This is a genomic window from Streptococcus sp. V919 (assembly GCF_054353475.1).
On the sequence record NZ_JBTHHY010000002.1, the window covers coordinates 303,776 to 330,732 of the forward strand.

Below are 26,957 nucleotides of genomic sequence, written 5' to 3' on the forward strand. Positions count from 1 at the left end.
GTTAAAAAGTAAGACTTATCACAAAATTTTTCTTGAGTTATTTTTTATCGACAACTTTTCTCAAATATATGAAATTCATTTGATATAGAAAAGGGCCTATATTTACAATACTTTTCAAAAGCATCTATTAGTTTGACAGTAATCAAAGGAGTGTTATAATAGAAAAAAAGATAGAAATGAGAGATTGAGTGTGGGAAAAAAACTAATAGGTGTAGTTTCAATACTTCTACTAATGCTTTTGCTTATATTTAATGCAAGTAAAAACAACAATAATACCTATGATAATGAATTTCTAACTTCATTAGCAAAAGGGTTAGATAAACGTTGGGAGGTTGTTGCCAAAAGGGAGTATGATAAAGAATCACTAAAAAACTATAGAACCTATGTGGATTATGAACTAAATGAACTTAAGAAATATAAAAATCGAGAGTTCGAAAATCCTGAGTTAAAGAAACTAGCTGACACCTATATTGATGTCCTTAAGAATGAAAAGGAAACGGCAATAAATCGAAAATACTTGGATAGAATCTTTAGAAACGAGTGGAACAAACTCCAACATAAACGTTATGAATTACTTTTAGATATTAATTCAATAAGTGAAATCCCTGTTCAAGATAAAAATAGTTTAAATGATATATTGAGGTCCGGTGAAGCTGTTAAAGAATTTAATAGAGTTTACGGAATATTAGTAGATACGTTTGATGCAAAAAACTTTGTAGTTGAAGAGGTTGAAGATGGATCAGAAAAAGAGAAACGCTACGTGGGGAATTTTGAAAATACTACAGGTCATCGCATCAATTACATAGATATAAATATTTCTTTTTATGATGAAAATGATAAAATTTATTCTGGTTTTAAGTTTGAAACAAGATATTTATGGGAAAATGGAACTAAACAAAGCTTCGAATTCTCGATTCCAGATTCAGACAAGAGGTTCAAATATTTTAAGGTTAATCTGGGTGAAAACAGTTTTAGGTATGAGTAGGCTTCTTGTTTTATTAGCATAAAAATAATATATTTTCAATAGACCTTAAGAAAGCTCGTAAAGCATCACAATTTAGTAAACCTTAATCAATACGATACTATCAACATTTACAGACATTCAAGAATTTTCTTTTGGATGTCTTTTTGTTTCAAAAATACAAAATTCACCCAAATAATATATTTAAGTCCAATATTTTGTTCCTTGTATGAGTGTAGTATGATATAATTAAATAAGAATAATTTAAAGGAGTTATGAATGAAAATAGGAAAAGGCATAAATTGGCTTTTGATTTTGTTATGTTCCTTAATCCCTATAGTGCTGATAAGTTCTCTCTTCTTCTTTTTTAATCATAAGAAGCAAGATGCAGAAGTAGTGAATACTCCTACAACGGAACAGCGTTCTACTACTAGTACGACAACGACTAGTTCGACAACCACTAGTTTAACGACTACCCAAGATAGTATTACTACTACGGAGGAGGAAAGAACTTCGACACAAGAAGAGAAAACGAATGCTGAATCAAAAAAAATAGATGAGCAAGCCATTCTAAATGGAGATTTCTCTACTCTAGTTGGAACGTGGAGAAATGGACTTGGCCAAGAGTTTACATTCGATAAAAATGGACTAGTAAACAGTGGGAACATTGAGAAAGTGAGCATGGGTAACGATGGGAGTATTAACTTTAGCGTTAGATCTGGAGCTACAGGATTTGGCATGAGTATTTATCCTGCGGGGACTACTATGAAATGGGTTGATTCTGATTTAAGTAAAAATAGACTTATTGCAGGTCAAGCTGCTCCAACTAGCTCAGAACAAGTTTTTTATAAAGTAGACTAAATGATTAACCATCTCAGATTTGATGAGATGGTTTTCTTCTTTATTTGTGAGTCATTATCACTTTATGAAGATGAAGTAAGTAGGTTTAAAATTTGATTTTCCCAGTAGACATTTGTCTACTTTTTTTATATAATAAAACTAAACCGAAATGGTTGAATTTTGAAATAGAGTCAACCTACGATGAAAACATCACACTAGGAGGTAAATCATGTACCAACCAGAAAAACTCAAAGCTCGTAGAAAAGAGTTAAAGCTAACACAGAAAGAGATTGCAGAGCAGCTTGGGATTAGTTTTCAGGCTTATTCGGCTTGGGAGCGTGGTGTCAAAGAGCCTTCTGAAGGAAAGGTTACGCAGCTAGAGAAAATCTTAAAAGTACCAAAAGGCTATTTCACCCAAATCGAAATTGTTCGTCTCTATAATAGCCTCTCGAACCAAGGGAAAGAAAAGGTGGTAGTCTATGCCCGTAATTTGGCTCAAGAAGAACAAGCCAAGAAGGTGATTGCTATTTCAGAAAAACTATACGAGTATCACGTCTATGAACGCATGTCAGCTGGTATCGGAGCTTCGGTTTATGATGATCGAAACTTTGATACGGTTTACTTTAATGAAGAACTAGCCCACGACTTTGCTTCCTGGGTATCAGGAGATTCCATGGAACCTAAATATCAAAATGGTTCCGTAGCTCTGATTCGAGAGACTGGATTTGATTATGATGGAGCTGTCTATGCAGTGGTTTGTAATAACCAGACCTATATCAAACGGGTCTACCGTGAAGAAGATGGTCTGCGTTTGGTCTCTATCAATCCTAAATACAAGGATATCCACATCTCTTACGAAGAAGATCCGCGGATTGTGGGAATTATCGTAGGTAATTTTGTACCGATGGAGGGATAGTCTATGGGCTACTTTGATTATTCCAGAGAGCCCAAAAGTGATATTGCCTTTGTCGATATGAAGTCCTTTTATGCTAGCGTTGAGTGTGTAGAAAAAGGACTCCATCCCCTTAAAACCTCCCTTTGTGTTATGAGTCGGGCGGATAATTCTGTTGGGCTGATTCTTGCCTCCTCACCTATGTTTAAAAAGGTTTTTGGGAAAGCAAATGTTGGTCGTGCCTATGACCTCCCTTTTGATATCAAGACGCGCAAATTTTCCTACTACAATGCCAAGAAACAAGGTTTACGGACAGACCAAGACTATGTGAAATTTATCGAAGACTGGGCTCGGGTGACCGTCATTGTCCCTCCTCGGATGGATAAGTATATCACGGTCAATATGGAAATTCAGCGCATTTTCCAGAATTATGGCAGTCCAGATGATATCTATCCCTACTCTATTGATGAAGGTTTCATTGACCTGACCAGTTCGCTTAATTATTTTGTCCCAAGCCAGCAGATTTCTCGAAAAGATAAGCTGGACATGCTTTCGGCTCGTATCCAGAGAGATATCTGGCGACAGACAGGGATTTACTCGACGGTCGGCATGTCGAATGCCAATCCCCTGCTTGCTAAGTTGGCCTTGGATAATGAAGCCAAGCAAACACCAACCATGCGAGCTAACTGGTCTTATCAGGATGTGGAAGATAAGGTCTGGTCCATTCCAAAGATGACAGACTTTTGGGGGATTGGGCATCGGATGGAGAAGCGCTTGAACAGTTTGGGGATTTATTCAATCAAGGAATTGGCTAATAGCAATCCTGATGTCCTGAAGAAAGAACTTGGTCAAGCTGGACTTCGCCTGTGGTTTCATGCTAATGGAGTTGATGAAAGTAATGTTCACAAGCCCTATAAAGCTAAATCTCACGGCTTGGGCAATTCACAAATTTTACCGAGAGACTATGTCAAACAACGAGATATCGAAATTATCCTTCGAGAGATGGCTGAACAAGTGGCTATCAGACTTCGAAGGGCCAGAAAGAAGACGACGGTGGTATCCATCCATCTTGGTTTTTCTAAGCAGGAACAGAAACGCTCCATTCATACTCAGATGAAGGTTGAACCGACCAATAACACCAGTATTTTGGTCGGTCATGTCCTGGAATTATTTCACAGCAAATATACTTCTGGGGCCGTCAGGAGTGTTGCCGTTAGTTATTCAGGATTTGTGGACGAATCCTTTGGTTTGATTTCCCTCTTTGATGATGTAGACAAAGTAGAAAAAGAAGAAAGGCTCCAGACTGCTATTGATTCCATTCGAGAGCAATTCGGATTTACTTCTCTCTTAAAGGCGACTGCCTTAGAGGATGCATCGAGAAGTATTTCCAGAAGTAAGCTGATCGGAGGGCATTCTGCTGGAGGATTAGATGGCTTGAAATGATTGATCGTTCTTATTTGCCCTTCCAATCCGCGAGGGACTATCAGGATCCAGGGATGCAGAAGTGGATGGGTTTCTTTTTATCAGAACATACGACTTCTCTCAGTGAGGAAAAAAATCGTGTGGACTTATCGACAGATTTGACTTCAGTTGAGAAGTTGCTCTTGCTCTCTCAACTCTATATAAATCGACTAAAAGGTTCTTTCATATTTAGAGAGAAAGAAGGCAAAAGCAGGATATTCGGTGAAGTAAGAGAATTATCTCCTGAAGGAGTCTCTGTTAGAACGGATGATGGTTATAGGCTGCTAAGGGTCCAAGACATTCTCGCAATCCAGCTTTGTCAGGAGGAAGTGTATGACTAGAAAAGAGCTATATGAAAATAAATTACAGATGGACTATTTCTCAGATGATTACATTCGTTTCGAGGAAGATTTTCAAAAATTCTCTGCCATGAATGTGCCCCTGACTTTTCTGATTGACGACATTCTACGAACCATGGCCATTAACCAAAAAGATTATTTTGTCTTGAATAAGGAAAATGCCAAGGACGGTAGGGAGCATCGGTTTTATTTTAGGGTGAAGATGGAAAAAGATTGCCCACGAACTCGAACTTATGCCTATCTTGGACTTGTGCGAAATCATCAGTGAAGATTCTTGTCTTAGATATATGTTGTTGAAACAATAACAATGCAGACAACTATCATTCCTAGCTATTCAAGAGCTATTTCTTGAATGGTTTTTTGTATACTGTTTAAAAGCAATTGAACTATACCAATTTTTGTTCTTGACAAGCGAAAGAAACAAGTATATACTGTTTTTGCTGATTCTGCAAAGTGAGAATTAGACTATACCAATTTAAGGAGAAAGCACAGATTGTCTGTGTCGTATATACTATGTGTGGAATTGTTGGTGTTGTTGGAAACACAAATGCAACTGATATTTTGATTCAAGGGCTTGAAAAGCTCGAATACCGTGGTTATGATTCTGCTGGAATTTTTGTTCTAGGTGGTGCTGAAAGCCATCTGGTCAAGGCTGTTGGTCGTATTGCAGAATTGTCTGCCAAGACAGAAGGCGTTGAGGGGACAACTGGTATCGGACATACTCGTTGGGCCACTCACGGGAAGCCAACAGAGGACAATGCTCACCCGCACCGCTCTGAGACAGGACGTTTTGTCTTGGTGCACAACGGGGTGATTGAAAACTATCTTGAAATCAAGGAAGAATACCTTGCGGGTCACCATTTCAAGGGACAAACAGATACAGAAATCGCTGTTCACTTGATTGGAAAATTTGCGGAAGAAGACGGCTTGTCAGTACTTGAGGCTTTCAAAAAAGCCCTTCACATCATCCGTGGTTCTTATGCCTTTGCCTTGATTGACTCTGAAAATCCAGATGTCATCTATGTGGCCAAGAACAAATCACCTCTCTTGATTGGTCTCGGGGAAGGCTATAACATGGTCTGCTCAGACGCTATGGCCATGATTCGTGAAACTAACCAATACATGGAAATCCATGATCAAGAGTTGGTAATTGTCAAGGCTGATAGCGTCGAAGTGCAAGACTATGACGGCAATAGTTGTGAGCGTGCTAGCTACACTGCTGAACTTGACTTGTCAGATATCGGTAAGGGAACTTACCCTTACTACATGCTCAAGGAAATTGATGAGCAGCCAACGGTGATGCGTAAGTTAATCCAAGCCTACACAGATGAGGATGGTCAAGTTGTCGTAGACCCAGCTATCATCAAGGCTGTTCAAGACGCTGACCGCATCTACATCCTTGCTGCTGGAACATCTTATCATGCAGGATTTGCTTCTAAGAAGATGCTAGAAGAATTGACTGATACACCAGTTGAACTTGGTATTTCATCTGAGTGGGGATATGATATGCCACTTCTCAGCAAGAAACCTCTTTTCATCTTTATCAGTCAGTCTGGTGAAACAGCTGATAGCCGTCAGGTTTTGGTCAAGGCTAATGAAATGGGTATCCCAAGCTTGACAGTTACAAACGTGCCAGGGTCAACTCTTTCTCGTGAAGCCAACCATACTATGTTGCTTCATGCAGGTCCTGAAATTGCCGTAGCATCAACTAAGGCTTATACAGCACAAATCGCAGCCCTTGCCTTCCTTGCAAAAGCGGTTGGTGAAGCAAATGGCAACGAAAAAGCTCAAGCCTTTGACTTGGTTCATGAGTTGTCTATCGTGGCTCAGTCTATCGAATCAACTCTTTCAGAGAAAGAATTGATTGACGCTAAGGTTCGTGACCTTCTTGAAACAACACGCAACGCCTTTTACATCGGACGTGGTCAAGATTACTATGTAGCCATGGAAGCCAGTCTCAAGCTCAAAGAGATTTCTTACATCCAATGTGAAGGTTTTGCGGCTGGAGAGCTCAAGCACGGAACCATTGCCTTGATTGAAGATGGAACACCTGTTTTGGCCCTCTTGTCAGACCCAATTCTTGCCAACCACACTCGCGGAAATATCCAAGAAGTGGCAGCGCGTGGTGCTAAGGTCCTTACTATCGCTGAGGAAAATGTTGCAAAAGATACAGACGATATCGTTCTTACGACCGTACACCCTTACCTCTCACCAATCTCAATGGTCGTACCAACACAATTGGTCGCTTACTTTGCAACCCTACACCGTGGACTCGATGTGGACAAACCACGTAACCTTGCTAAATCAGTAACAGTAGAATAAAAAAAGTCTAGTTAAACTAGACTTTTTTATTATAAATCTTGCATAGAAATTTTATTGAGTTCATTGACTACTTGCAGGATAGATAGTCGACTGATATTGATGACGAGCATGTCTTCGAGACCTTTGATATCAAAATTAGTGACGATAGCATCATACTCACAATCTAAAATTTCTTCGATATTAAGGGTTTCTTTATCCCAAGTTTCATACTGGATGTTATTTGAAGTATGGAATTCGTAGAGGGAAATCAAGAATTGTGGATGCGCAAAGTCATACTCACTCAGAACTAAGACCTTGACTTTCTTTTTATGTTCAAATAATTGATCTGTAAGCCCTTCAGCGTGAGTGAACAGGGTGTAGATCAGGTGAGAAAGGGCAGGAGTCTTCTCCTTTTGTCCCATAATGCTCTTGTAACGCATCATTTCAAAGACAGTTGCTTCATAAAATTTAGGGAAGAATTTCTTAATTTTTCCAAGCGTATAATCTTTGTTTTGTGAAATGATTGATTCAGAGTTGATTTCTCTTCGCTCAAGCAAGGCAGTGTTATGCAAGTTCCAAATCAAGGTATCCGTATTTGAAAATTGAACACCAAATCTTCGAGTCAAGTTGTCTAGAATGTCTCGTGCAGCATGGTAGGAACGATCCACTTGTTCGTAAGACTGACGGGCAGCTAGGAAATCTTCAACTGTAAAGAAGAGAGCAGGTTCTGCAAAAGGGCTAAAAATCTGATTGAGGTTCTCTGGTGTAATTTCAACATTGAGGCCTTGGGCCAAGTTTTGTAACTGATGCTGAAAATTAGAGAGTTGGTCGTAGATAGGGCTCAACCAGGAAGTGGTCTGTTTTGGGAAACGAACAAAATAACCTCTCTTCATTCGGTGCAAATCGACTGTAGCCTGAGTTCTGATTTGGTAGAGGTTTTGATATTTTGCAGGGAATTTTGCCAAATTGATAAAGAAGGAAACAAAGCTATCAATGTCTGCTTCTTTGATTTCTGTGAAGGGCCATTCTAAAAAGCTATATGCTTCATGGAAATATTGGGAGAAGAAAAATCGAATATCTTTTTCATCACCAATAATAGAGATAGGGGTTACCTTGAGCTTGAAGCGGTAGGTTCCGTCAAGAATCTTATTGATATCTGCAACCTTCTTACGCAAAGAAGGAAGGGAAATATCCAAAGATTCGGCCAGATGTTCATAGGTAAAGGGGCTGTTCAAGAGGAAGAAAGCTTTTAAAATTTGGAAATAATCAGATGTCTGTAAAAAATATTGGTAGATTCGCTCAATACCATTATTTTGTACATTCACCATCATAATCCCTGCAGTTGAATGTCTGATATCAAAGTCAGGGAAGACTTCGCGTAAATCCTTGATATCACTCTTGATGATACGAGCGTTGTAGCCAATAATCTTAGATAGATCATCTAGGTAAATCCAGTCAGGATTTTCAAACAAATATTCTAAAATCTTTAATTGTCTCTGCTCTTTTTGACTGAGTAATTCTCTCATTATAAATAAACTCCCTAAGTAATGTTAGAATAATTAGAAAAAAAGATAATCGTAGATTGCCAGAGTTCTTATATAAAATAAAGTCACCCCTTAAGAGAGATTTGAAATCTATCGAAGAGGGGTGATACTTGGTAAGAAGTTTCTACTAGTCTTCAATCTACTTACGATATAAACGATCGTATTGGTAGTAAGGATCAAATGTTACGTTGATTCCAAGTTTACGAAGGACGTTCTTGTCTTCATCCGTTAAGATAATTGTAGAATGAGCTTCGCTTCCTTTGAGATTTCCGAGTTCTTTCATGGCACGATCTGCATCAGGATTTTGCATAGCTGTGATGGCAAGTGCAATGAGAATTTCGTTAGAATGAAGACGTGGATTGCGACTACCCAAGTGATTGATTTTCAATCCTTGGATTGGTTTCACCACTTCTGGTTCAATTAATTTTGTTTCTGCATCGATATTTGCTGACTTCTTGATAGCATTGATCAAGGCAGCAGCTGTTGGACCGAAGAGTTCTGAGTTCTTACCTGTAACGATTTCACCAGATGGTAATTCAAGAGCTAGAGCTGGTCCGTCTGTTTCTTCAGCTCTTTGACGAGCGGCTACAGCTACCTTACGGTCAGCTGGTGTGATACCGAGATCTTTCATAAGAAGTTCGATTTTCTTGACAGCAGACTCAGCAACTTTTTCAGCCTTAAAGTCGAGAACTGTTTGATAGTAGCGACGGATAATTTCTTGTTTAGATGCTTCAATTGCAGCGTCATTATCAGTAATTGCAAAACCAACCATATTTACACCCATGTCAGTTGGAGATGCATAAGGAGACTCACCCAAGATACGTTCTAGCATACGCTTAAGGACAGGGAAAATCTCGATATCGCGGTTGTAGTTGACTGTTGTTTCTCCGTAAGTTTGGAGATGGAATGGGTCAATCATATTAACGTCATCTAGGTCTGCTGTTGCTGCTTCATAAGCTAAGTTGACTGGATGATGGAGAGGAAGGTTCCAAACTGGGAAGGTTTCAAATTTAGCATAACCAGACTTAATGCCATTTAGTTGGTCGTGGTACATGTTAGACATACAAGTTGCCAACTTACCTGACCCAGGTCCAGGAGCTGTCACGACAATCAAATTGCGGCTAGTTTTGATGTAGTCGTTTTTCCCCATACCTTCTGGAGAGATGATGTGATCCATATCTGTCGGATACCCTTTGATTGGGTAGTGAAGATAAGAGTCGATACCGTTTTTAGCTAATTGATTGCGGAAAGCATCTGCGGCAGGTTGGCCAGCATATTGAGTGATAACAACTGAACCTACAAAGATACCGAGCTCGTTGAATTTATCAATCAAACGAAGCACTTCTTGGTCATAAGAAATGCCCAAGTCTCCACGAGCTTTTGAGTGTTCGATATTGCTAGCGTTAATAGCGATAACAACTTCAACCTGCTCTTTCAATTCTTGCAAGAGTTTAATTTTGTTGTCTGGTTCATAACCAGGAAGTACACGGGCAGCATGGAAGTCTTCCAACATCTTGCCTCCAAACTCCAAGTAGAGCTTGCCATCAAATTGATTGATACGCTCCAAAATATGGTCGCGTTGTAAATTTAGATATTTTTCAGAACTGAAAGCTTGTTTTTTCATTTTTTTACCTCTATTTTCTATTATATAAAAAAATTAGAAGATTAGAAACTAGAGAGTCGCAAAAGTGAGAAAAAAAGATGAAGCAAACGCTTGCATAAAAATGATAAAAAGTCTATGATGGAATAAAGTGAATATTAAAAGAGGTAAAAAGATGCAAGAAAAATGGTGGCATAACGCAGTCGTCTATCAAATCTACCCTAAAAGCTTCAAGGATAGCAATGGAGATGGGATTGGTGATTTGCCTGGGATTACTAGTAAGCTTGACTATCTAGCTAAACTAGGGATTACAGCAATCTGGCTTTCTCCTGTTTATGACAGTCCTATGGACGATAATGGTTATGATATTGCCAATTATCAAGATATTGCGGCTATCTTTGGAACCATGGAAGATATGGATGAGCTGATTGCTGAGGCTAAAAAACGAGATATCCGAATCATTATGGATTTGGTGGTCAATCATACATCAGATGAGCACGCTTGGTTTATCGAAGCTTGTGAAAATCCTGATAGTCCTGAGCGAGACTACTATATCTGGCGGGATGAACCTAACGAACTTGAGTCTATTTTTAGTGGTTCTGCCTGGCAATATGACGAAAAGTCTGGTCAATACTATCTCCACTTTTTCAGTAAGAAGCAGCCAGACCTCAACTGGGAAAATGAAGAACTCCGACAAAAAATCTATGAGATGATGAACTTCTGGATTGATAGGGGAATCGGTGGTTTCCGTATGGACGTAATCGATATGATCGGAAAGATTCCGGATGAGAAAGTTGTAAATAATGGTCCCATGTTGCACCCTTATCTCAAGGAAATGAATCAAGCTACTTTCGGCGATAAAGAGCTCTTGACAGTAGGGGAAACTTGGGGGGCAACACCAGAGATCGCTAAACTCTATTCAGATCCTAAAGGACAAGAACTGTCTATGGTCTTCCAGTTTGAACATATCTGTCTTCAGTATCAGGAAGGGCAACCTAAGTGGCAGTACCAAAAAGAGCTAAATGTTGGGAAGTTAAAAGAGATTTTCAACAAATGGCAGACAGAGTTGGGAGTTGAAGATGGCTGGAATTCACTTTTCTGGAACAATCATGACCTCCCTCGTATTGTCTCTATCTGGGGAAATGACCAAGACTACCGTGAAAAATCTGCCAAAGCGTATGCAATCTTACTTCATCTCATGAGAGGGACGCCTTATATCTACCAAGGGGAAGAAATCGGGATGACCAATTTCCCGTTTGAAACTCTGGACCAAGTAGAAGATATTGAATCCCTCAACTATGCGCGTGAGGCTCTTGAAAAAGGCGTTCCGATTGAAGAAATCATGGACAGCATTCGTGTGATTGGACGTGACAATGCTCGTACGCCAATGCAGTGGGATTCTACAGATTATGCTGGTTTTTCAAGTGCAAAACCTTGGCTATCAGTCAATCCAAACTATGCGAAGATTAATGTAGAAGAGGCTTTAGCAAATCCAGATTCCATCTTCTATACTTATCAAAAACTAGTTCAGCTACGCAAGGGAAATAGCTGGTTGGTTCAAGCTGACTTTGAGTTGCTAGAAACAGCTGAGAAAGTCTTTGCCTATATCCGTAAGGACGGAGAACGTCGCTTTTTAGTAGTGGTAAACCTTTCAAGTCAAGAACAAGAGTTTCGCTTAGATGAGGTCGTCAACTCAGTCTTGGTTGCCAACACCGATGTTCCAGACAAACTCGAGCAATTAACACTAGCTCCTTGGGATGCCTTCTGCGTCGAATTAGCCAATTAAACCTAAAAAACTCAAGTATCCAAGATGCTTGAGTTTTTTCTAAAATAAGTGTAGGAATTTCTTTAAAAAATATTATTTTGAATTTTCTAAAAAATTGCATGAAAACCCTTGCTTTTATAAAAAAATAGGGTATAATGGTGAAAAATAGTATTTTAAAGGAGAATACCGATGAAATCGAAAAAGTTGCTCGCAGTAGCAGGGATAACGATGAGTGCAGCTCTTCTTTTGGCAGCTTGTGGCAAGACTGAGAAAAAAGCAGACGCTCCAACAACATTTTCATACGTATATGCCATCGATCCATCAACATTGGATTATAGCGTTACAAGTAAAAGTTCAACATCAGACGTCATCGCTAACTTGGTCGACGGACTCTTGGAAAATGACAAATACGGGAACTTGATTCCATCTCTTGCTGAAGACTGGTCGGTTTCACAAGACGGTTTGACCTACACTTACAAGCTACGTAAAGGTGTCAAATGGTATACTTCTGAAGGTGAAGAGTACGCTGAGGTCAAGGCTCAAGACTTTGTGACTGGTTTGAAGCATGCTGCTGATGGTAAGTCAGATGGTCTAACTCTTATCCAAGATTCTATCAAAGGCTTGGCAGAATACGTTAGTGGTGAAAGCAATGACTTCTCAACAGTTGGAGTTAAAGCAATTGACGACTACACTGTTCAATACACCTTGAACCAGCCAGAAAGCTTCTGGAATTCTAAGGTAACAACAGCGACTATGCTCCCAGTTAATGAAGAATTCCTAAATTCTCAAGGGAAAGATTATGGTGCAGCAACACCTTCAGGTATTCTCTACAATGGACCATATATTTTGAAGAACTTCACTTCAAAATCAGTGATCGAGTACGAAAAGAACCCTAATTATTGGGATAAAGACAATGTTAAGATTGACCACGTCAAATTGACTTTCTACGATGGATCTGACCAAGAATCATTGATTCGTAGTTTCTCATCAGGAGCCTACACAACAGCTCGTCTCTTCCCAACAAGTTCAAACTTTGACTCAACTAAGCAGGAATACGGGGATAAGATTGTTTATAGTCCGCAAGAAGCAACTAGCTATTACTTTACTTTCAACGTAAATCGTCAGTCTTACAATAAAACAGCTAAGACAGATGAAGCACAAAAGACTTCTACAAAAGAAGCACTTCTCAATAAAAACTTCCGCCAGGCAATCAACTTTGCTCTTGACCGTCATTCTTATTCTGCTCAGATGAATGGTGAAGAAGGAGCGGACAAGATTATCCGTACCAGTCTTGTACCTTATGACTATGTTCAGGTCGGTGAAAAGACTTTCGGTGAATTGGCTCAAGAACAATTGGTAACATACGGAGAACAGTGGAAAGATGTAGCTTTGACAGATGGTAAAGACACTCTTTACAATCCAACAAAAGCAAAAGCTGCCTTTGAAAAAGCAAAATTAGAATTGCAAGCTAAAGGTGTAACCTTCCCAATCCATTTGGATATTCCAGTTGAACAGACAGATGTCATTGCTGTTCAACAAACCAATTCCCTCAAACAGTCTGTCGAAGCAGCACTTGGAAGTGAAAATGTTGTTATCGATGTACTTCAAATGACTGACAATGAGAAAATGAGTATCACATCTCAAGCCAAAGTGCCTTCTCAAAAAGACTATGACTTGAATGGAACTGGATGGGGGCCGGACTATCAAGACCCAGCAACCTACCTCAATATCTTAGATGCTAAGAAGGGTTCTGCTCTTAAACACTTGGGTATTACAAAAGGTAAAGATCCAGAAGTCATGGCTCAAGTTGGACTTGATGAGTATAAGAAACTTTTGGATGATGCAGCATCAGAAACAAGTGATCTTAACAAACGCTATGAAAAATATGCCAAAGCACAAGCTTGGGTATCAGATAGCTCACTTCTTATCCCTGTAGCTTCTTCAGGTGGTTCTCCGACAGTTAGCCGTACAGTGCCATTCACAAAAGCATACTCTCAAGTTGGTATCAAGGGAGATCCATTTGTATTCAAAGGCTTAGAATTGCAAAATGATATTGTAACTGCTAAAGAATACGAAGAAGCTCTCAAGAAATGGCAAAAAGAAAAAATCGAAACAAATGCCAAATACCAAAAAGAGCTAGCCAATCACGTTAAATAATTTTTGACTATCCATAAAGAAATCTTGTTTTTAGCAGGATTTCTTTCTTTTTTTCGATTGCAAATAAGAGGTCGAATAGTATATAACTTTACTTTTAGGCTAAAATTTGATAATATAATTATATGTCATAAAACCTAACATACAAGGAGAAATGAAACGTGAAGCTTAAAAAACATTTGATTGGAGTGGGGTTGACGCTTGCTGCTGCGGTTCTATTGACAGCCTGTGGCCAGTCAGCATCAGACGGCAAGACATACTCGTCTACCTTTGGTGCGGATCCGACAACCTTTAACTATCTCTTGGATTACGCTGGTGATAACACTGCCATTGTAACCAACTTGGTAGATGGTTTGCTTGAAAATGATAACTACGGGAACCTCATTCCATCCCTTGCAAAAGAGTGGAGTGTTTCTAAAGACGGTTTAACTTATACCTACAAACTCCGTGAAGATGCTAAGTGGTATACTTCAGATGGAGAAGAGTATGCTCCTGTTAAAGCGCAAGACTTTGTAACTGGTATCAAGTACGTTGCTGATAACAAGGGTCAAGCTCTGGATTTGATTCAAAACTCTATCAAGGGTTTGGATGATTATGTAACAGGTGCTAATACGGACTTTTCAAATGTTGGTGTAAAAGCTATAGACGATTACACAGTTGAGTATACTTTGACTCGTCCAGAGCCATTCTGGAACTCTAAGACAACTAACAGTATCTTGTTCCCTGTAAACGAAGAATTCCTTGCTTCTAAAGGAAAAGGCTTCGGAACTCTGAAACCAGATAGTATTCTTTATAGTGGACCATATTTGTTAAAAGATTTTACATCTAAGTCTTCTATCGAGTATGTGAAAAACCCACATTACTATGACCAAGAAAAGGTAACGATTGAAAAGGTAAAATTGGCCTACTTTGATGGCTCAGACCAAGACTTGACGATCCGAAACTTTGAAAGTGGCGCATACTCATCTGCAGGTGTTTATCCAAATAGTTCAAACTTTGCTAAGACAAAGGAAAAATACAAGGACAATATCGTTTATAGTTTGCAAGATGCGACATCTTGGTATTATAACTTTAACGTCAACCGCGGTGCTTATAACCACACTGCAAAAACAAGCGATGAACAAAAACAAGCAACTCAAGCTGCAGTTTTGAATAAAAACTTCCGTCAGGCAATCAACTTCGCCATTGATCGTACAGCTTATTCAGCCCAATCAAACGGTGAAGAAGCAGCTAAGAACACTCTTCGTAACACACTTGTGCCACCGACTTTTGTACAAGTTGGAGACAAGACTTTTGGTGAAACAGTTGCTTCTAAATTGGTGAACTATGGTACACAATGGGCAAATATGAATCTTGAAGATGCTCAAGATGGTTATTTCAACAAAGAAAAAGCACAAGCTAAGTTTGCAGAAGCTAAAAAAGAATTAGAAGCTCAAGGTGTGAGCTTCCCAATTCATTTGGATTTGCCTGTAGACCAAGTTAACAAGACTTTGCTTTCAGGTACAAACTCAATCAAGCAATCAATCGAATCAACACTTGGTTCTGAAAATGTAGTGGTTGATGTTATCCAATTATCGACAGATGATTATACAAATGCAACAGCTCAAGCGCCAACTCCAGCAGATCATGACTATGATTTGAATTTGGATGGATGGTCAGCTGACTATCAAGACCCTTCAACTTACCTCAATCCTTTCAACTCTGAGGACGGTTTCTATCTCAAAATTTTGGGACTTGATCCAAGCAAGGATGCAAACAAGATTACTAGTCTAGGTTTGGACCAATATACTCAAAAATTAAAAACAGCAGATGCAGAAAATACAGACGTAGCGAAACGCTATGAAAACTATGCAGATGCACAAGCTTGGTTGATTGATAGTTCCCTTCTAATCCCAGTTGTATCAAATGGTGGTGGTGCTTCGGTGACACGTGTGACACCATTTACACGTGCTTACTCACTAGTTGGTATCAAAGGAACTGGAAGTAACTACAAGTACATGAGATTGCAGACAGATGTCGTTACAAGCTCTCAATTTGCTGAAGCCAAGGCTAAATGGGAACAGGAACGTAAAAATTCTGTCGAAAAGAGTCAAAAAGAATTTGAAAGCCACGTTAAATAACAAAAAATAGAGCTTACAAAAGCTCTATTTTTATTTTGATTGTTTTTAAAAAACGCAAAAACTAACAAAAACAATAATAAAAATGTAAAAGATAAATACATATTCAAAAGTAAGCGTTTCCTTGGTATAAGTAGTTAGCCTTGAGGTATAGTTTGTGATATAATTGAATTAAAATATATTGTAGAGGTGTTCCGTGAGTATCAGACGATTAAAAAAAAGTAAATCTAGTCAAATTCAGCAGAGCTTGAACGCAGGTTTGTTAGTTATCTATGTAGTTCTTGCTTGTTTTTTATTGTTTCTAATTTTTAGATATCAGATTTTAGCCATTCATTTTGTAAATATCATTCTCTCGGGAGTCCTCGTACTTGTAGGATTGTTGGCCTTGGTTTTGATTTTAAAGAAAAAAGCTAAAATATTTACATTGATTATGCTTATCTTAGCAGTGTTACTCAACTCTGTTGCGTTAGTAGCAGTACAACAGTTTGTTAGTCTTGCAAATCAATTTAATGCCACTTCTAATTATTCGAGTTATTCGATGAGTGTGGCGGTGCTAGCAGATAGTGAGATTAATAATGTTTCAGAACTTTCAAGTGTAACTGCTCCAACGGGGACTGATGCTGAGAATATTCAAAGATTGATGGATGACATTAAGGTAACTCAAAGTAAAGAGTTGACAGTAGAAGAGAGCTCTTCATACCTGGCAGCTTATAAGAGTTTGTTAGATGGTAAAACCAAAGCGATTGTTTTAAATAGCGTTTTTGAAAATCTGATTGAGCAGGAATATCCTGACCACGCTAAAAAGATTAAGAAAATCTATACCAAGGATTTGACCAAGAAGGTGGAAGCGCCTAAGGTAGCTACAGGAAACTCCTTCAATGTCTACATTAGTGGGATTGATACCTATGGTCCTATCAGTTCTGTTTCGCGTTCAGACGTTAATATCATCATGACAGTCAATCAAGATACTAAAAAGATTCTTTTGACGACAACTCCTCGAGATGCTTATGTTCCGATAGCAGATGGAGGGAATAACCAAAATGATAAGTTGACGCATGCAGGTATTTATGGTGTTGATGCTTCTATTCATACTTTGGAAAACCTTTATGATATTGACTTGAATTACTATGCTCGTCTTAATTTTACTTCGTTCTTGAAATTGATTGACCTTCTCGGAGGCGTCGATGTCTATAATGATCAAGAGTTTACTTCACTACACGGTAAATATCACTTCCCTGTAGGGAACGTTCATCTGGACTCTGAACAGGCTTTAGGATTTGTTCGTGAACGCTATTCATTGGCAAATGGTGATGGAGATCGTGGTCGCAACCAACAAAAAGTCATTACAGCTATTATTCAAAAATTGACTTCAACTGAAGCTTTGAAAAACTTTGATAGTATTATTCAAAGTTTACAAGATTCGGTTCAAACCAATATGCCGCCAGAAACAATGGTTAGTCTGGTCAATGCTCAATTGGCAAGCGGAGGAAAATATACCGTTACAAATCAAGATTTAAAAGGAACCGGACGTATGGATCTTCCGTCATATGCTATGCCAGATAGCAACCTATATATGTTAGAAATTGATCCAACGAGTTTGGAGACAATCAAGACTGCAATAAAAGATACCATGGAAGGAAAATAAGATGATTGACATCCATTCACATATAGTTTTTGATGTCGATGATGGACCAAAAAGTATAGAAGATAGTCGGACACTGCTAAAAGAGGCTTATGCACAAGGTGCTCGGACTATCGTTTCAACTTCTCATCGACGAAAGGGAATGTTTGAAACACCGGAAGATAAAATTGCTGCTAATTTTAAAATCATTCAGGAACTATCCAAGGAGATAGCTCCTGACTTAACAATCTTATACGGTGCTGAGATATATTTCACTAGCGATATCTTGGACAAATTAGAAAATCATATTATCCCGAAACTAAATGACACACGCTATGCTTTAATTGAATTTAGTATGAATACACCTTATCGAGAGATTCATAGTGCCTTGTCAAAAGTTCTCATGTTAGGTGTAACACCTGTGATTGCTCATATTGAACGTTATCATGCTTTGGAGAATGATGAAAAAAGAGTGAGAGAACTCATCAATATGGGATGCTATACGCAAATTAACAGTTCAAGTGTTCTAAAACCGAAACTATTTGGGGACACTTATAAGTTTATGAAGAAACGTGCTCGCTATTTTTTAGATAGAGATTTAGTTCATGTTGTTGCGAGTGATATGCATAACTTGGATGATAGACGACCTCACATGAGAGCAGCTTATGATTTGATAAGTAGAAAGTATGGCAAAGAAAAAGCTCAGGAGCTTTTTGAAACAAATCCTTCAAAAATTATAAAAGATGAAATTATATAGGAGAAACGATGAAAGAACAAGATAAAATCGAAATTGATGTAGTGCAAATGCTAAAAGTTTTATGGAAACGCAAATTGATAATAGCGTTGGCAGCAATTGTCACAGGTGCGCTTGCTTTTGGATATAGTTCATATGTAGTTAAACCTCAATTTACAAGTACCACACGTATCTATGTGGTAAATCGTAACCAAGGAGACAAACCTGGTCTGACTAATCAAGATTTGCAAGCTGGTTCTTACTTGGTAAAAGACTACCGTGAAATTATTCTTTCTCAAGATGTTTTAGAAAAAGTAGTAGCTGATCAAGGATTAAATTTTGATGCAAAAGCTCTCTCTAAAAAAGTTCAAGTAACGGTTCCAGCAGACACCCGTATTGTGTCAATTTCAGTAAAAGATGGAAATCCTGAAGAAGCTAGTCGTATAGCGAATGCTCTTAGAGAAGTGGCTGCTCAAAAAATTATCTCTGTTACGAAAGTATCTGACGTAACTACTTTGGAAGAAGCTCGCCCTGCTCTATCACCATCTTCTCCAAACATTCGTCGCAATACAATCTTGGGTGTTGGTATAGGAGCAAGTATTGTCATTCTATTAGCTCTATTGGTTGAACTATTGGATGACCGTGTGAAACGTCCAGAAGATATTGAAGAAGTAATGCATATTTCGCTTTTGGGAGTTATTCCAAATTTAGAGAAATTAAAGTAAGGGAGAAAATATGGCAAAGTTAGAATTATCAGAAAAACGCCAAGCATTCGTAAAAAAAGCAGAAGAATATTATAATGCTTTGCGTACTAATATACAATTGAGTGGAGATAAGTTAAAGGTGATTGCACTTTCTTCGGTTAGACCTGGAGAAGGGAAATCTACCACTTCAACCAATATAGCTTGGGCTTTCGCGCGTGCAGGCTACAAGACGCTTCTTATCGATGCCGATATTCGTAATTCAGTCATGTCAGGTGTCTTTAAGTCTCGAGAAAAAATTACAGGTTTGACAGACTACTTGTCAGGAACCAAAGATCTATCTCATGGTTTGTGTGAAACAAACGTAGAAAACTTGTTTGTCATTCAATCAGGAGCCGTTTCACCAAACCCAACTGCTCTTCTTCAAAGTGAAAAATTTGAAGCAATGATTGAGACCTTGCGCAAATACTTTGACTATATCATTGTAGATACAGCCCCTATCGGAGTTGTCATCGATGCAGCGATTATCGTACAAAAATGTGATGCCTCTATCCTGGTGACTGAAGCTTCTGCAACAAAACGGAGAGAAGTTCAAAAAGCTAAAGACCAGCTAGAGCAAACAGGAACACCATTCTTAGGAGTTATTCTGAATAAATTTAATATTCAACTTGAGAAATATGGTACTTACGGTACATATGGCGTATATGGGAATTACGGTGCCTACGGTAAAAAATAAGTTTAGGGAGGAAGTATGGAAGGAAGGGGTTTCTACAACGTAACTTTAGCGTTTTTACAGAGTATTCTGGTCAGTATATTAGCTTATATACTAATCTCTGTATCTGAAACAGAAATTGTTGCAAAAACGGTTTTTGTTCTGTATTTTCTTCATTTTGCAGCTTTCTATATCAGTGGCTACGGTAAGGATTTTTTTAAACGCAGTCAATCCGTCGAATTGATAGAGATAATAAAATACATCATCTTTTTCGCATTGCTGATTAGTTTTTCTAGTTTTTTCCTGAAAGACCAATTTGTTATTTCAAGGCGTGGTATGATTTACTTCCTATCTTTGTACGGAGTAGTTAATTATTTCCTGAGTTTTGCTATCAAAAAATATTGGGTTTATTTTAACCATAATTTAAAGGGGAGTCGTAAAATCATTTTGATTACTGCGACATCTCGAATTGAGAAAGTGATAGACCGCTTGTTGAATGCAACTGATGTTGGTGGGAAACTTGTCGCTGTGAGTGTACTAGATAAACCGGATTTTAAACACAATAAAGTCACGGTTATTCCTCGAGAAAATCTCATTAATTATGCAACTCATGAGGTAGTAGATGAAGTGTTTGTAAATCTACCTAGTGAGGATTATGATATTGGTAGCATTATTTCACAATTTGAAACAATGGGGATTGATGTTACAGTCAATCTAAATGCCTTTAATAAAAATTTAGGTAGAAATAAACAAATTCATGAAATGGCTGGTTTGAATGTAGTAACTTTTTCTACAAATTTATATAAACCTAGTCATATCATTGCAAAGCGAATCATTGATATTTTAGGATCAATTGTTGGACTGATCATCTTTGGACTAGTAAGTATAGTCCTTGTTCCAATGATTCGAAAAGATGGTGGGCCGGCAATTTTTTCTCAAACCCGAATAGGGAAAAATGGTCGTCATTTCACTTTTTATAAATTCCGTTCTATGAGGGTAGATGCGGAAGAAATCAAGCAGCAATTGATGGACCAAAATACCATGCAGGGTGGTATGTTTAAGATGGACAATGACCCTCGCGTTACCAAAATTGGACACTTTATTCGAAAGACAAGTTTAGATGAACTGCCCCAATTTTGGAATGTGTTGATTGGTGATATGAGCTTAGTAGGAACTCGTCCTCCAACTGTCGATGAATACGAAAAATACACACCAGAGCAAAAACGTCGTTTGAGTTTCAAACCAGGAATTACTGGCTTGTGGCAAATTAGTGGTCGTAGTGGAATTACCAATTTTGATGATGTTGTCAAACTAGATGTGGCCTATATCGATGATTGGACAATTTGGAAAGATTTTGAAATTTTATTAAAAACAATAAAAGTAGTTGTGATGAGAGATGGAGCAAAGTGATTTTGTTAATATAGCCTGTCTTTCTATAAATTAGGAGTAGCATGAAAAGAAGTGTCTATATCGTAGGGTCGAAAGGAATCCCTGCAAAGTATGGGGGATTTGAAACTTTTGTTGAGAAACTGACAGAGTTTCAACAAGACAAAGATATTCAGTATTATGTAGCTTGTATGCGTGAAAATTCAGCTAAATCTAGTATTTCAGCAGACAATTTCGAGCATAATGGAGCAAAATGTTACAACATTGATGTTCCGAATATTGGACCTGCTCGGGCAATCGCCTATGATATTGCCGCAGTCAATAAGGCTATCGAATTAGCCAAGTTTAATAAGGATGAGGCTCCAATTTTTTACATTCTTGCTTGCCGTATAGGTCCTTTTATTTCAGGAATTAAAAAGAAAATAGAGGCTATCGGTGGGACCATTATGGTCAATCCGGACGGACATGAATGGCTTCGTGCGAAATGGAGTCTTCCAGTCCGTAAATACTGGAAGTTTTCTGAACAACTCATGGTTAAACACGCCGATCTTTTGATCTGCGATAGCAAGAATATCGAGGCTTATATTCAGAAGGATTACGCTAAGTATCAGCCACAGACTACCTATATCGCTTATGGAACTGATACAAGCAAGTCTATCCTGAATAAAGAGGACGAGAAAGTACGAACTTGGTTTTCAGACAAGCAAGTCTTCGAAGGAAACTACTATCTTGTCGTGGGTCGCTTTGTCCCCGAAAACAACTATGAGGCCATGATTCGTGGCTTTATGGCATCAAACTCTGACAAGGACTTTGTTCTCATTACCAATGTGGAACAAAACAAGTTCTATGAACAGTTGCATAAGGATACAGGATTTGATCAAGATCCTCGAGTGAAGTTTGTCGGGACAGTCTACGATCAAGAATTGCTCAAATACATTCGTGAGAATGCCTTCGCATACTTCCATGGTCATGAGGTGGGTGGAACCAATCCGTCACTTCTAGAAGCGCTCGAGTCTACTAAACTCAACCTCTTGCTAGATGTTGGCTTTAACCGTGAAGTCGGTGAAGATGGAGCACTTTATTGGAAGAAAGATCAATTGGCACATGTCATTGATCAGGCTGAACAAATGGATGCTCAAGCAATCGAAGATCTCAATCAAAAATCAAGTCAACGGATTGCTGAAGCCTTTACTTGGGAAAAGATTGTCACTGACTACGAGAAAGTATTTAAAGGATAGAAATGCAGAAAATTTTATATCTTCACGCTGGTGCCGAAATGTATGGTGCAGACAAGGTTTTGTTGGAGCTTATTAAAGGATTGGATAAAGATGCTTTTGAAGCACACGTTATTTTACCTAATGAAGGTGTCTTAGTGGGTGCATTGGAAGAGGTTGGAGCTAAGGTTAAAGTCATTGACTACCCAATCTTGCGAAGGAAATATTTTAATCCAAAAGGAATTCTTGAGTATTTTGGCTCTTATAACCGTTATTCCAAACAAATTGCTCAGTATGCTAAGGAGAATGGTATTAGCCTCGTTCACAATAATACGACTGCGGTGCTGGAGGGAATTTACCTCAAGCGGAAGTTGAAACTTCCTTTGATTTGGCATGTGCATGAAATTATCGTCAAACCAAAAGCTATTTCAGATTTTATCAACTTTTTGATGGGGCGCTATGCTGATACGATTGTGACAGTTTCAAATGCTGTAGCCAACCACGTCAAGCAGTCTCGCTATGTGAAAGACGAGCAGGTTCAAGTTATCTATAATGGTGTTGACAATGCTGTTTACCAGGTAATGGATGCCAGCGCGGTCCGTGACCAGTTTGGTATCGCACAGGATGCCTTGGTTATTGGAATGGTTGGTCGAGTAAATGCCTGGAAAGGGCAAGGAGACTTCCTAGAAGCTGTGACGCCAATTTTACAGGCCAATCCAAAAGCAGTAGCCTTTCTAGCAGGTAGTGCTTTTGAGGGGGAAGAGTGGCGCGTGGATGAGTTGGAAAAAGCTATTTCAGACTCTCCAGTAGCTAGCCAAATCAAGCGAATTGACTATTATAGCAAGACGACAGAACTCTATAATATGTTTGATATCTTTGTCTTGCCAAGTACCAATCCAGATCCACTACCAACAGTCGTCCTCGAAGCCATGGGTTGTGGCAAACCTGTAGTCGGCTACCGACATGGTGGTGTCTGTGAGATGGTCAGGGAAGGTGAAAATGGTCTTCTTGCTATACCGAATCAGCCTGGAGAATTATCTAAGGCTATTCAAGAATTGGCTAACAATACCGAGAAGAGAGAGCAATTTGGTAAGGCCTCTGTCCAACGCCAAAAAGAACTCTTCTCATTACAAAGTTATATTCGGAATTTTTCGGACTTGTATAAAAAATATTAAATAATCAAATTCGCTGAAAAAAGGATTATATCCGAGCTGATTTAAAGATTTACCATATATTATTGAATGTTGTAAGTCAGTTAGATCAGAGAGGAGAAGATTTAGAGTAGAATAAAATTTAGGTAAAGAATCTATGAAGCCACTATTAACTGTCGTTATTCCAGTATATAATGTTGAAAGATATATAAAACGTTGCATTGAAAGTATTCTTGTCCAAGAATGGAAGGACTATGAGATTCTACTAGTTGATGACGGAAGTACTGATCATTCTCCTCAAATCTGTGATGAATATGCTAAAGATTATGACTTTATCTCAGTGATTCATAAAGAAAATGGAGGCCTTTCTGAAGCTCGCAATACTGGTATTTTACATGCTAAGGGTGAATATGTTTATTTTCCTGATTCTGATGACTGGCTTGAACCAGATACCTTTATAGCCTTGGCAGAAGCGTTAGAATCTCAAGAGTTTGATATTATTTCTTTTAATCGTGAGTTTGTAAAGAGTGAAGAAGATGCTATAATTTCGGAATCAGAAGTGACTCAAGTGTTTGAAGGTAAAGATGCTTTTGTGCAAATGCTGAAGCATAGTTATATTACTGGTTTCGCTAACGACAAACTCTATCGGAAATCCTTATTCTCTGATCATAACATCCAGTTTCCAATTGGTAAATACTATGAGGATCTTGGAACCAATTACAAACTGTTTCTTTCAGCTAAGAAGGTCTATGCAACTAACCAAAAGTATTATCATTACTTGATCGATAACCCAGATTCTATTACACAGTCTTGGAATGAGAAAAAGTTTCGAGATATGTTTGGGTTTTATAAAGAGATATTTTATTCAGATTTTGTACGTTCGCACTTAAATCGAGAAGAGTTGTATATCTCGCAACTTTATTATGTAAATGGATTGATTCATTTGTTAGCTAGTTTGTATAAATCTAAATTAGATCGTCAATATGCTGAAATAAGAAATGATGTCAATCAGGAATTAAGAAAAAATAAAATAATGTATAGTGAAATAAAATACCTGCCAAATAGGATGAAATATTTGTTATACCGTTTGAACTTGTTGAAGATGGCTTTTACTATACAAGGAATGAAGTAAGAGATTTAGGGGATTATTTTGAAGTACTCAGTCATTATACCGGTGTACAATGTAGAGAACTATCTTCATCGTTGCATCGATAGTATACTTGTCCAAGAATATACTGATTTAGAAATTTTATTGATTGACAATGGATCTACTGATAGTAGTGGTAGTATTTGCGATACTTATGCTAGTGAGTACTCGAATATCTCAGTCTATCATATTGAAAACCACGGTGTCAGTTCAGCTCGAAATTTTGGTTTAGCAAAAGCTCAAGGTGAATTTATTTGTTTTGTAGACGCAGATGATTATTTAGTAGGAAACCTATTTTCCGATAAGGAAAATAAGCTGGATTCTGAATTGGATATGTTGGTTTTTAGCTACTATAACTCTATTGAAAAGAATTTTTCTGAAACAGCTAGATCAGCAAAAATTCTTCCTATTGAAGGAAAAAAAGACAGGAATCAGTTCATTGCTCTTTTTACAGAATTATTTTTATCAGACATGATGTATACTGTTTGGAATAAAATTTATCGTAGAGAGTTCTTGGAAGAGCATCGAATAATGTTTGAGCAGTATGAATTAGGAGAAGATGTTCGATTCAATTTAAAAGTATACGAGCGTGTTAATAGCATTTCCTTTTCACAAACTTGTTATTATGTTTATATCTCGGGTAGAGTAGGCTCTGCGATGGGACAGTACAATCCCAAACGAATGAGCTGTCAATTGGAAGAACTAGGTAAAATTGATCAGCTGATGATGAGATGGAATATTCATAATGATCAATTTATTGATCAAATAAAAGCTCGTATTTTGATGAGTAATATACAGAATATTTCGATTCAAAACATATCGTTGTTTTTGAAACTGAGATATGTTGAGGCATTGTGCAAAAATTCAGAGATGACTGCTTTATTAAATCAAGTGGATTCTTTCCTTAATCCGCTTGTTAGATTTTTATTGTATTGGAGAATGTACATTGCAGTGATTTTTCTCAAAAGGTTGCAAATGTTGTTGAAGTGGAAGCACCCATCATTTCATAATGGTGTGCCATATAAATATTAATCTTATTCTTATTCTAATGAATGAAAGGTTTGGAAGACTATAGTGGTGAACAATCGTTTTATCTCAGAAAAAATTTACATATTTACCTTATTTATATGGGTTGTTGTCGCATCATTAGTCACAACTACCTATTTTATTCGATTAGAAGGTTTTCTATCCCTGTATAGGATGCTCCTCTATTTTACAATTGTCATGATTTTGATAAAAGAGCTCATCACTCTTCCCAAGACCTTGTATTACTTTAGATTTCATTGGAAATCGCTGTTGATAGCACTTGCATTCCTCTTTTCGATGTTGATAGTTTCAAAAAATCGTGATGGTTTACTTGACATAAACGTGTTATTATTAGTTTTTTCTGCTAGAGATATAGATTTTAGAAAGTTATTGGGAACTTTCTCTTTTGCCACATTTCTAGTCCTTGTTTTGACAATTTTTGCTAGCAACAAGGGCGTGATTTCCAATATGTTTATGAGGGCAGATGGTGGCTATCGTTTTAGTCTAGGGTTTAACTATGTTTCATTTGCTTCACAGAGATTGTTTTTTGCCTTGTGTAGCTACCTGATGTTTCGTGGTAAAAAAATTTCGTACATGGAATTGCTGGCCTTACTTTCGGCTACGATTTACATGTACCAACAAACTTCTACATCCAGTCCATTTTACTTAAGCATTTTGATACTTGCGTATGCATTATTTAGTCTAAAAATCATTAAAAAAGGCTTTATTATAGAGAACTTCTGGATAAAAACAATTGCAAAATATGGTTTTGTTTTCGCTTTAATCATTACATTATATTTTTGTTTCTATTCATCTGGGAATCTATTTCATCTAGTAGACCAATTCACACATAATCGATTACGGTTAAGTGTAGAAGGGTTCCGAAATTTTGGAGTATCTTGGTTAGGACAACACATCACATTTACAACAACAGATATTTTTGGTAATTTCACTAGTAATTATAATTTTATTGATAGCTCGTTTGTACAATTGTTTGTAATAGATGGTTTAATTGTTGGTGGTTTTATGATGTTTGCGCTTACTAATGTCATGCGATATTTCGCCTCGATTCGAAAGGATATCGTACTTGCCTGTTTAGGAATTATGATTATCCATGGCATGTTTGACCCTCAAATGTTAGTTCTTCGATATTCTCCATTGATCTTATTTATTAGTCGATTATTTATCATGAATTCAGACAATGAAATTGAATAAAGAAGATAAAAACGATAATGTAACAGGAAGGCAAGATGTTCTATATTTATGAAGGTT

At 37.8% G+C, this 26,957-nt stretch carries 22 protein-coding genes; 20 read left to right on the forward strand and 2 right to left on the reverse strand.

What is annotated here, in order from left to right:
- Nucleotides 1-190: 190 nt before the first annotated feature.
- The 7 genes from ACXYSK_RS07635 to glmS all read left to right on the forward strand — a co-directional run bounded on the left by ACXYSK_RS07635 (nucleotide 191) and on the right by glmS (nucleotide 6,835).
- On the forward strand, nucleotides 191-985 hold the full coding sequence (locus ACXYSK_RS07635; protein WP_458625591.1) for an FxLYD domain-containing protein: 795 nt from the start codon (nucleotides 191-193) through the stop codon (nucleotides 983-985).
- A 372-nt stretch (nucleotides 986-1,357) separates the two neighbouring features.
- A complete protein-coding gene (locus ACXYSK_RS07640; RefSeq protein WP_458625592.1) occupies nucleotides 1,358-1,822 on the forward strand; it encodes a DUF6287 domain-containing protein in 465 nt (154 codons plus the stop codon).
- A 208-nt stretch (nucleotides 1,823-2,030) separates the two neighbouring features.
- Nucleotides 2,031-2,717 carry an XRE family transcriptional regulator gene (locus ACXYSK_RS07645; RefSeq protein WP_458625593.1) on the forward strand — a complete coding sequence of 229 codons (687 nt, stop codon included), beginning with the start codon at nucleotides 2,031-2,033 and terminating at the stop codon, nucleotides 2,715-2,717.
- A 3-nt stretch (nucleotides 2,718-2,720) separates the two neighbouring features.
- On the forward strand, nucleotides 2,721-4,136 hold the full coding sequence (locus tag ACXYSK_RS07650) for a Y-family DNA polymerase (RefSeq protein WP_458625594.1): 1,416 nt from the start codon (nucleotides 2,721-2,723) through the stop codon (nucleotides 4,134-4,136).
- Nucleotides 4,133-4,495 carry a hypothetical protein gene (locus ACXYSK_RS07655; protein ID WP_458625595.1) on the forward strand — a complete coding sequence of 121 codons (363 nt, stop codon included), beginning with the start codon at nucleotides 4,133-4,135 and terminating at the stop codon, nucleotides 4,493-4,495. The genes ACXYSK_RS07650 and ACXYSK_RS07655 overlap by 4 nt, the downstream gene beginning before the upstream one ends.
- Nucleotides 4,488-4,781: a DUF5960 family protein gene (locus tag ACXYSK_RS07660; protein WP_458625596.1), complete on the forward strand. Its 294-nt coding sequence runs from the start codon at nucleotides 4,488-4,490 to the stop codon at nucleotides 4,779-4,781. Before ACXYSK_RS07655 ends, ACXYSK_RS07660 begins: the two co-directional genes overlap by 8 nt.
- A gap of 245 nt (nucleotides 4,782-5,026) precedes the next feature.
- Complete coding sequence (gene glmS, locus ACXYSK_RS07665) at nucleotides 5,027-6,835, forward strand: glutamine--fructose-6-phosphate transaminase (isomerizing) (protein WP_458625630.1); 1,809 nt, start codon at nucleotides 5,027-5,029, stop codon at nucleotides 6,833-6,835.
- 29 nt (nucleotides 6,836-6,864) lie between these two features.
- On the opposite strand, the gene ACXYSK_RS07670 is transcribed toward glmS, so the two are convergent.
- Both ACXYSK_RS07670 and ACXYSK_RS07675 read right to left on the reverse strand, forming a co-directional pair.
- Nucleotides 6,865-8,340, reverse strand: a complete 1,476-nt coding sequence (locus ACXYSK_RS07670; protein ID WP_458625597.1) for a M protein trans-acting positive regulator PRD domain-containing protein — start codon at nucleotides 8,338-8,340, stop codon at nucleotides 6,865-6,867.
- Between the two features lie 157 nt (nucleotides 8,341-8,497).
- Nucleotides 8,498-9,982 carry a DUF1846 domain-containing protein gene (locus tag ACXYSK_RS07675; protein WP_458625598.1) on the reverse strand — a complete coding sequence of 495 codons (1,485 nt, stop codon included), beginning with the start codon at nucleotides 9,980-9,982 and terminating at the stop codon, nucleotides 8,498-8,500.
- A 151-nt stretch (nucleotides 9,983-10,133) separates the two neighbouring features.
- Between ACXYSK_RS07675 and ACXYSK_RS07680 the strand changes: the two genes are divergently transcribed.
- From ACXYSK_RS07680 to ACXYSK_RS07740, 13 genes are all read left to right on the forward strand, one after another.
- Nucleotides 10,134-11,744: a glycoside hydrolase family 13 protein gene (locus ACXYSK_RS07680; protein WP_458625599.1), complete on the forward strand. Its 1,611-nt coding sequence runs from the start codon at nucleotides 10,134-10,136 to the stop codon at nucleotides 11,742-11,744.
- A 168-nt stretch (nucleotides 11,745-11,912) separates the two neighbouring features.
- Nucleotides 11,913-13,880, forward strand: coding sequence for a peptide ABC transporter substrate-binding protein (locus tag ACXYSK_RS07685; RefSeq protein ID WP_458625600.1), 1,968 nt, complete (start codon nucleotides 11,913-11,915; stop codon nucleotides 13,878-13,880).
- Between the two features lie 158 nt (nucleotides 13,881-14,038).
- On the forward strand, nucleotides 14,039-15,997 hold the full coding sequence (locus tag ACXYSK_RS07690; protein ID WP_458625601.1) for a peptide ABC transporter substrate-binding protein: 1,959 nt from the start codon (nucleotides 14,039-14,041) through the stop codon (nucleotides 15,995-15,997).
- 193 nt (nucleotides 15,998-16,190) lie between these two features.
- Nucleotides 16,191-17,639: an LCP family glycopolymer transferase CpsA gene (cpsA, locus tag ACXYSK_RS07695; RefSeq protein ID WP_458625602.1), complete on the forward strand. Its 1,449-nt coding sequence runs from the start codon at nucleotides 16,191-16,193 to the stop codon at nucleotides 17,637-17,639.
- Nucleotide 17,640: 1 nt separating this feature from the next.
- The gene (gene cps4B / locus ACXYSK_RS07700; RefSeq protein ID WP_458625603.1) at nucleotides 17,641-18,372 is read left to right on the forward strand and encodes a capsular polysaccharide biosynthesis protein Cps4B; all 732 of its coding nucleotides are present in this window, start codon (nucleotides 17,641-17,643) and stop codon (nucleotides 18,370-18,372) included.
- Nucleotides 18,373-18,380: 8 nt separating this feature from the next.
- Nucleotides 18,381-19,073: a CspC family polysaccharide chain length determinant protein gene (locus tag ACXYSK_RS07705; protein ID WP_458625604.1), complete on the forward strand. Its 693-nt coding sequence runs from the start codon at nucleotides 18,381-18,383 to the stop codon at nucleotides 19,071-19,073.
- 10 nt (nucleotides 19,074-19,083) lie between these two features.
- Nucleotides 19,084-19,785, forward strand: coding sequence for a tyrosine-protein kinase (locus ACXYSK_RS07710; RefSeq protein ID WP_458625605.1), 702 nt, complete (start codon nucleotides 19,084-19,086; stop codon nucleotides 19,783-19,785).
- Between the two features lie 15 nt (nucleotides 19,786-19,800).
- On the forward strand, nucleotides 19,801-21,171 hold the full coding sequence (locus tag ACXYSK_RS07715; RefSeq protein WP_458625606.1) for a sugar transferase: 1,371 nt from the start codon (nucleotides 19,801-19,803) through the stop codon (nucleotides 21,169-21,171).
- A 41-nt stretch (nucleotides 21,172-21,212) separates the two neighbouring features.
- On the forward strand, nucleotides 21,213-22,385 hold the full coding sequence (gene cps2T, locus ACXYSK_RS07720; RefSeq protein ID WP_458625607.1) for a beta 1-4 rhamnosyltransferase Cps2T: 1,173 nt from the start codon (nucleotides 21,213-21,215) through the stop codon (nucleotides 22,383-22,385).
- Between the two features lie 2 nt (nucleotides 22,386-22,387).
- On the forward strand, nucleotides 22,388-23,536 hold the full coding sequence (locus ACXYSK_RS07725) for a glycosyltransferase family 4 protein (RefSeq protein WP_458625608.1): 1,149 nt from the start codon (nucleotides 22,388-22,390) through the stop codon (nucleotides 23,534-23,536).
- A 133-nt stretch (nucleotides 23,537-23,669) separates the two neighbouring features.
- Nucleotides 23,670-24,644: a glycosyltransferase family 2 protein gene (locus ACXYSK_RS07730; RefSeq protein WP_458625609.1), complete on the forward strand. Its 975-nt coding sequence runs from the start codon at nucleotides 23,670-23,672 to the stop codon at nucleotides 24,642-24,644.
- 18 nt (nucleotides 24,645-24,662) lie between these two features.
- Nucleotides 24,663-25,691 carry a glycosyltransferase family 2 protein gene (locus ACXYSK_RS07735; protein ID WP_458625610.1) on the forward strand — a complete coding sequence of 343 codons (1,029 nt, stop codon included), beginning with the start codon at nucleotides 24,663-24,665 and terminating at the stop codon, nucleotides 25,689-25,691.
- A 42-nt stretch (nucleotides 25,692-25,733) separates the two neighbouring features.
- Nucleotides 25,734-26,900 (forward strand): polymerase, encoded by a 1,167-nt coding sequence (locus ACXYSK_RS07740; protein ID WP_458625611.1) that lies wholly within the window; start codon nucleotides 25,734-25,736, stop codon nucleotides 26,898-26,900.
- The last annotated feature ends 57 nt before the right edge of the window (nucleotides 26,901-26,957 follow it).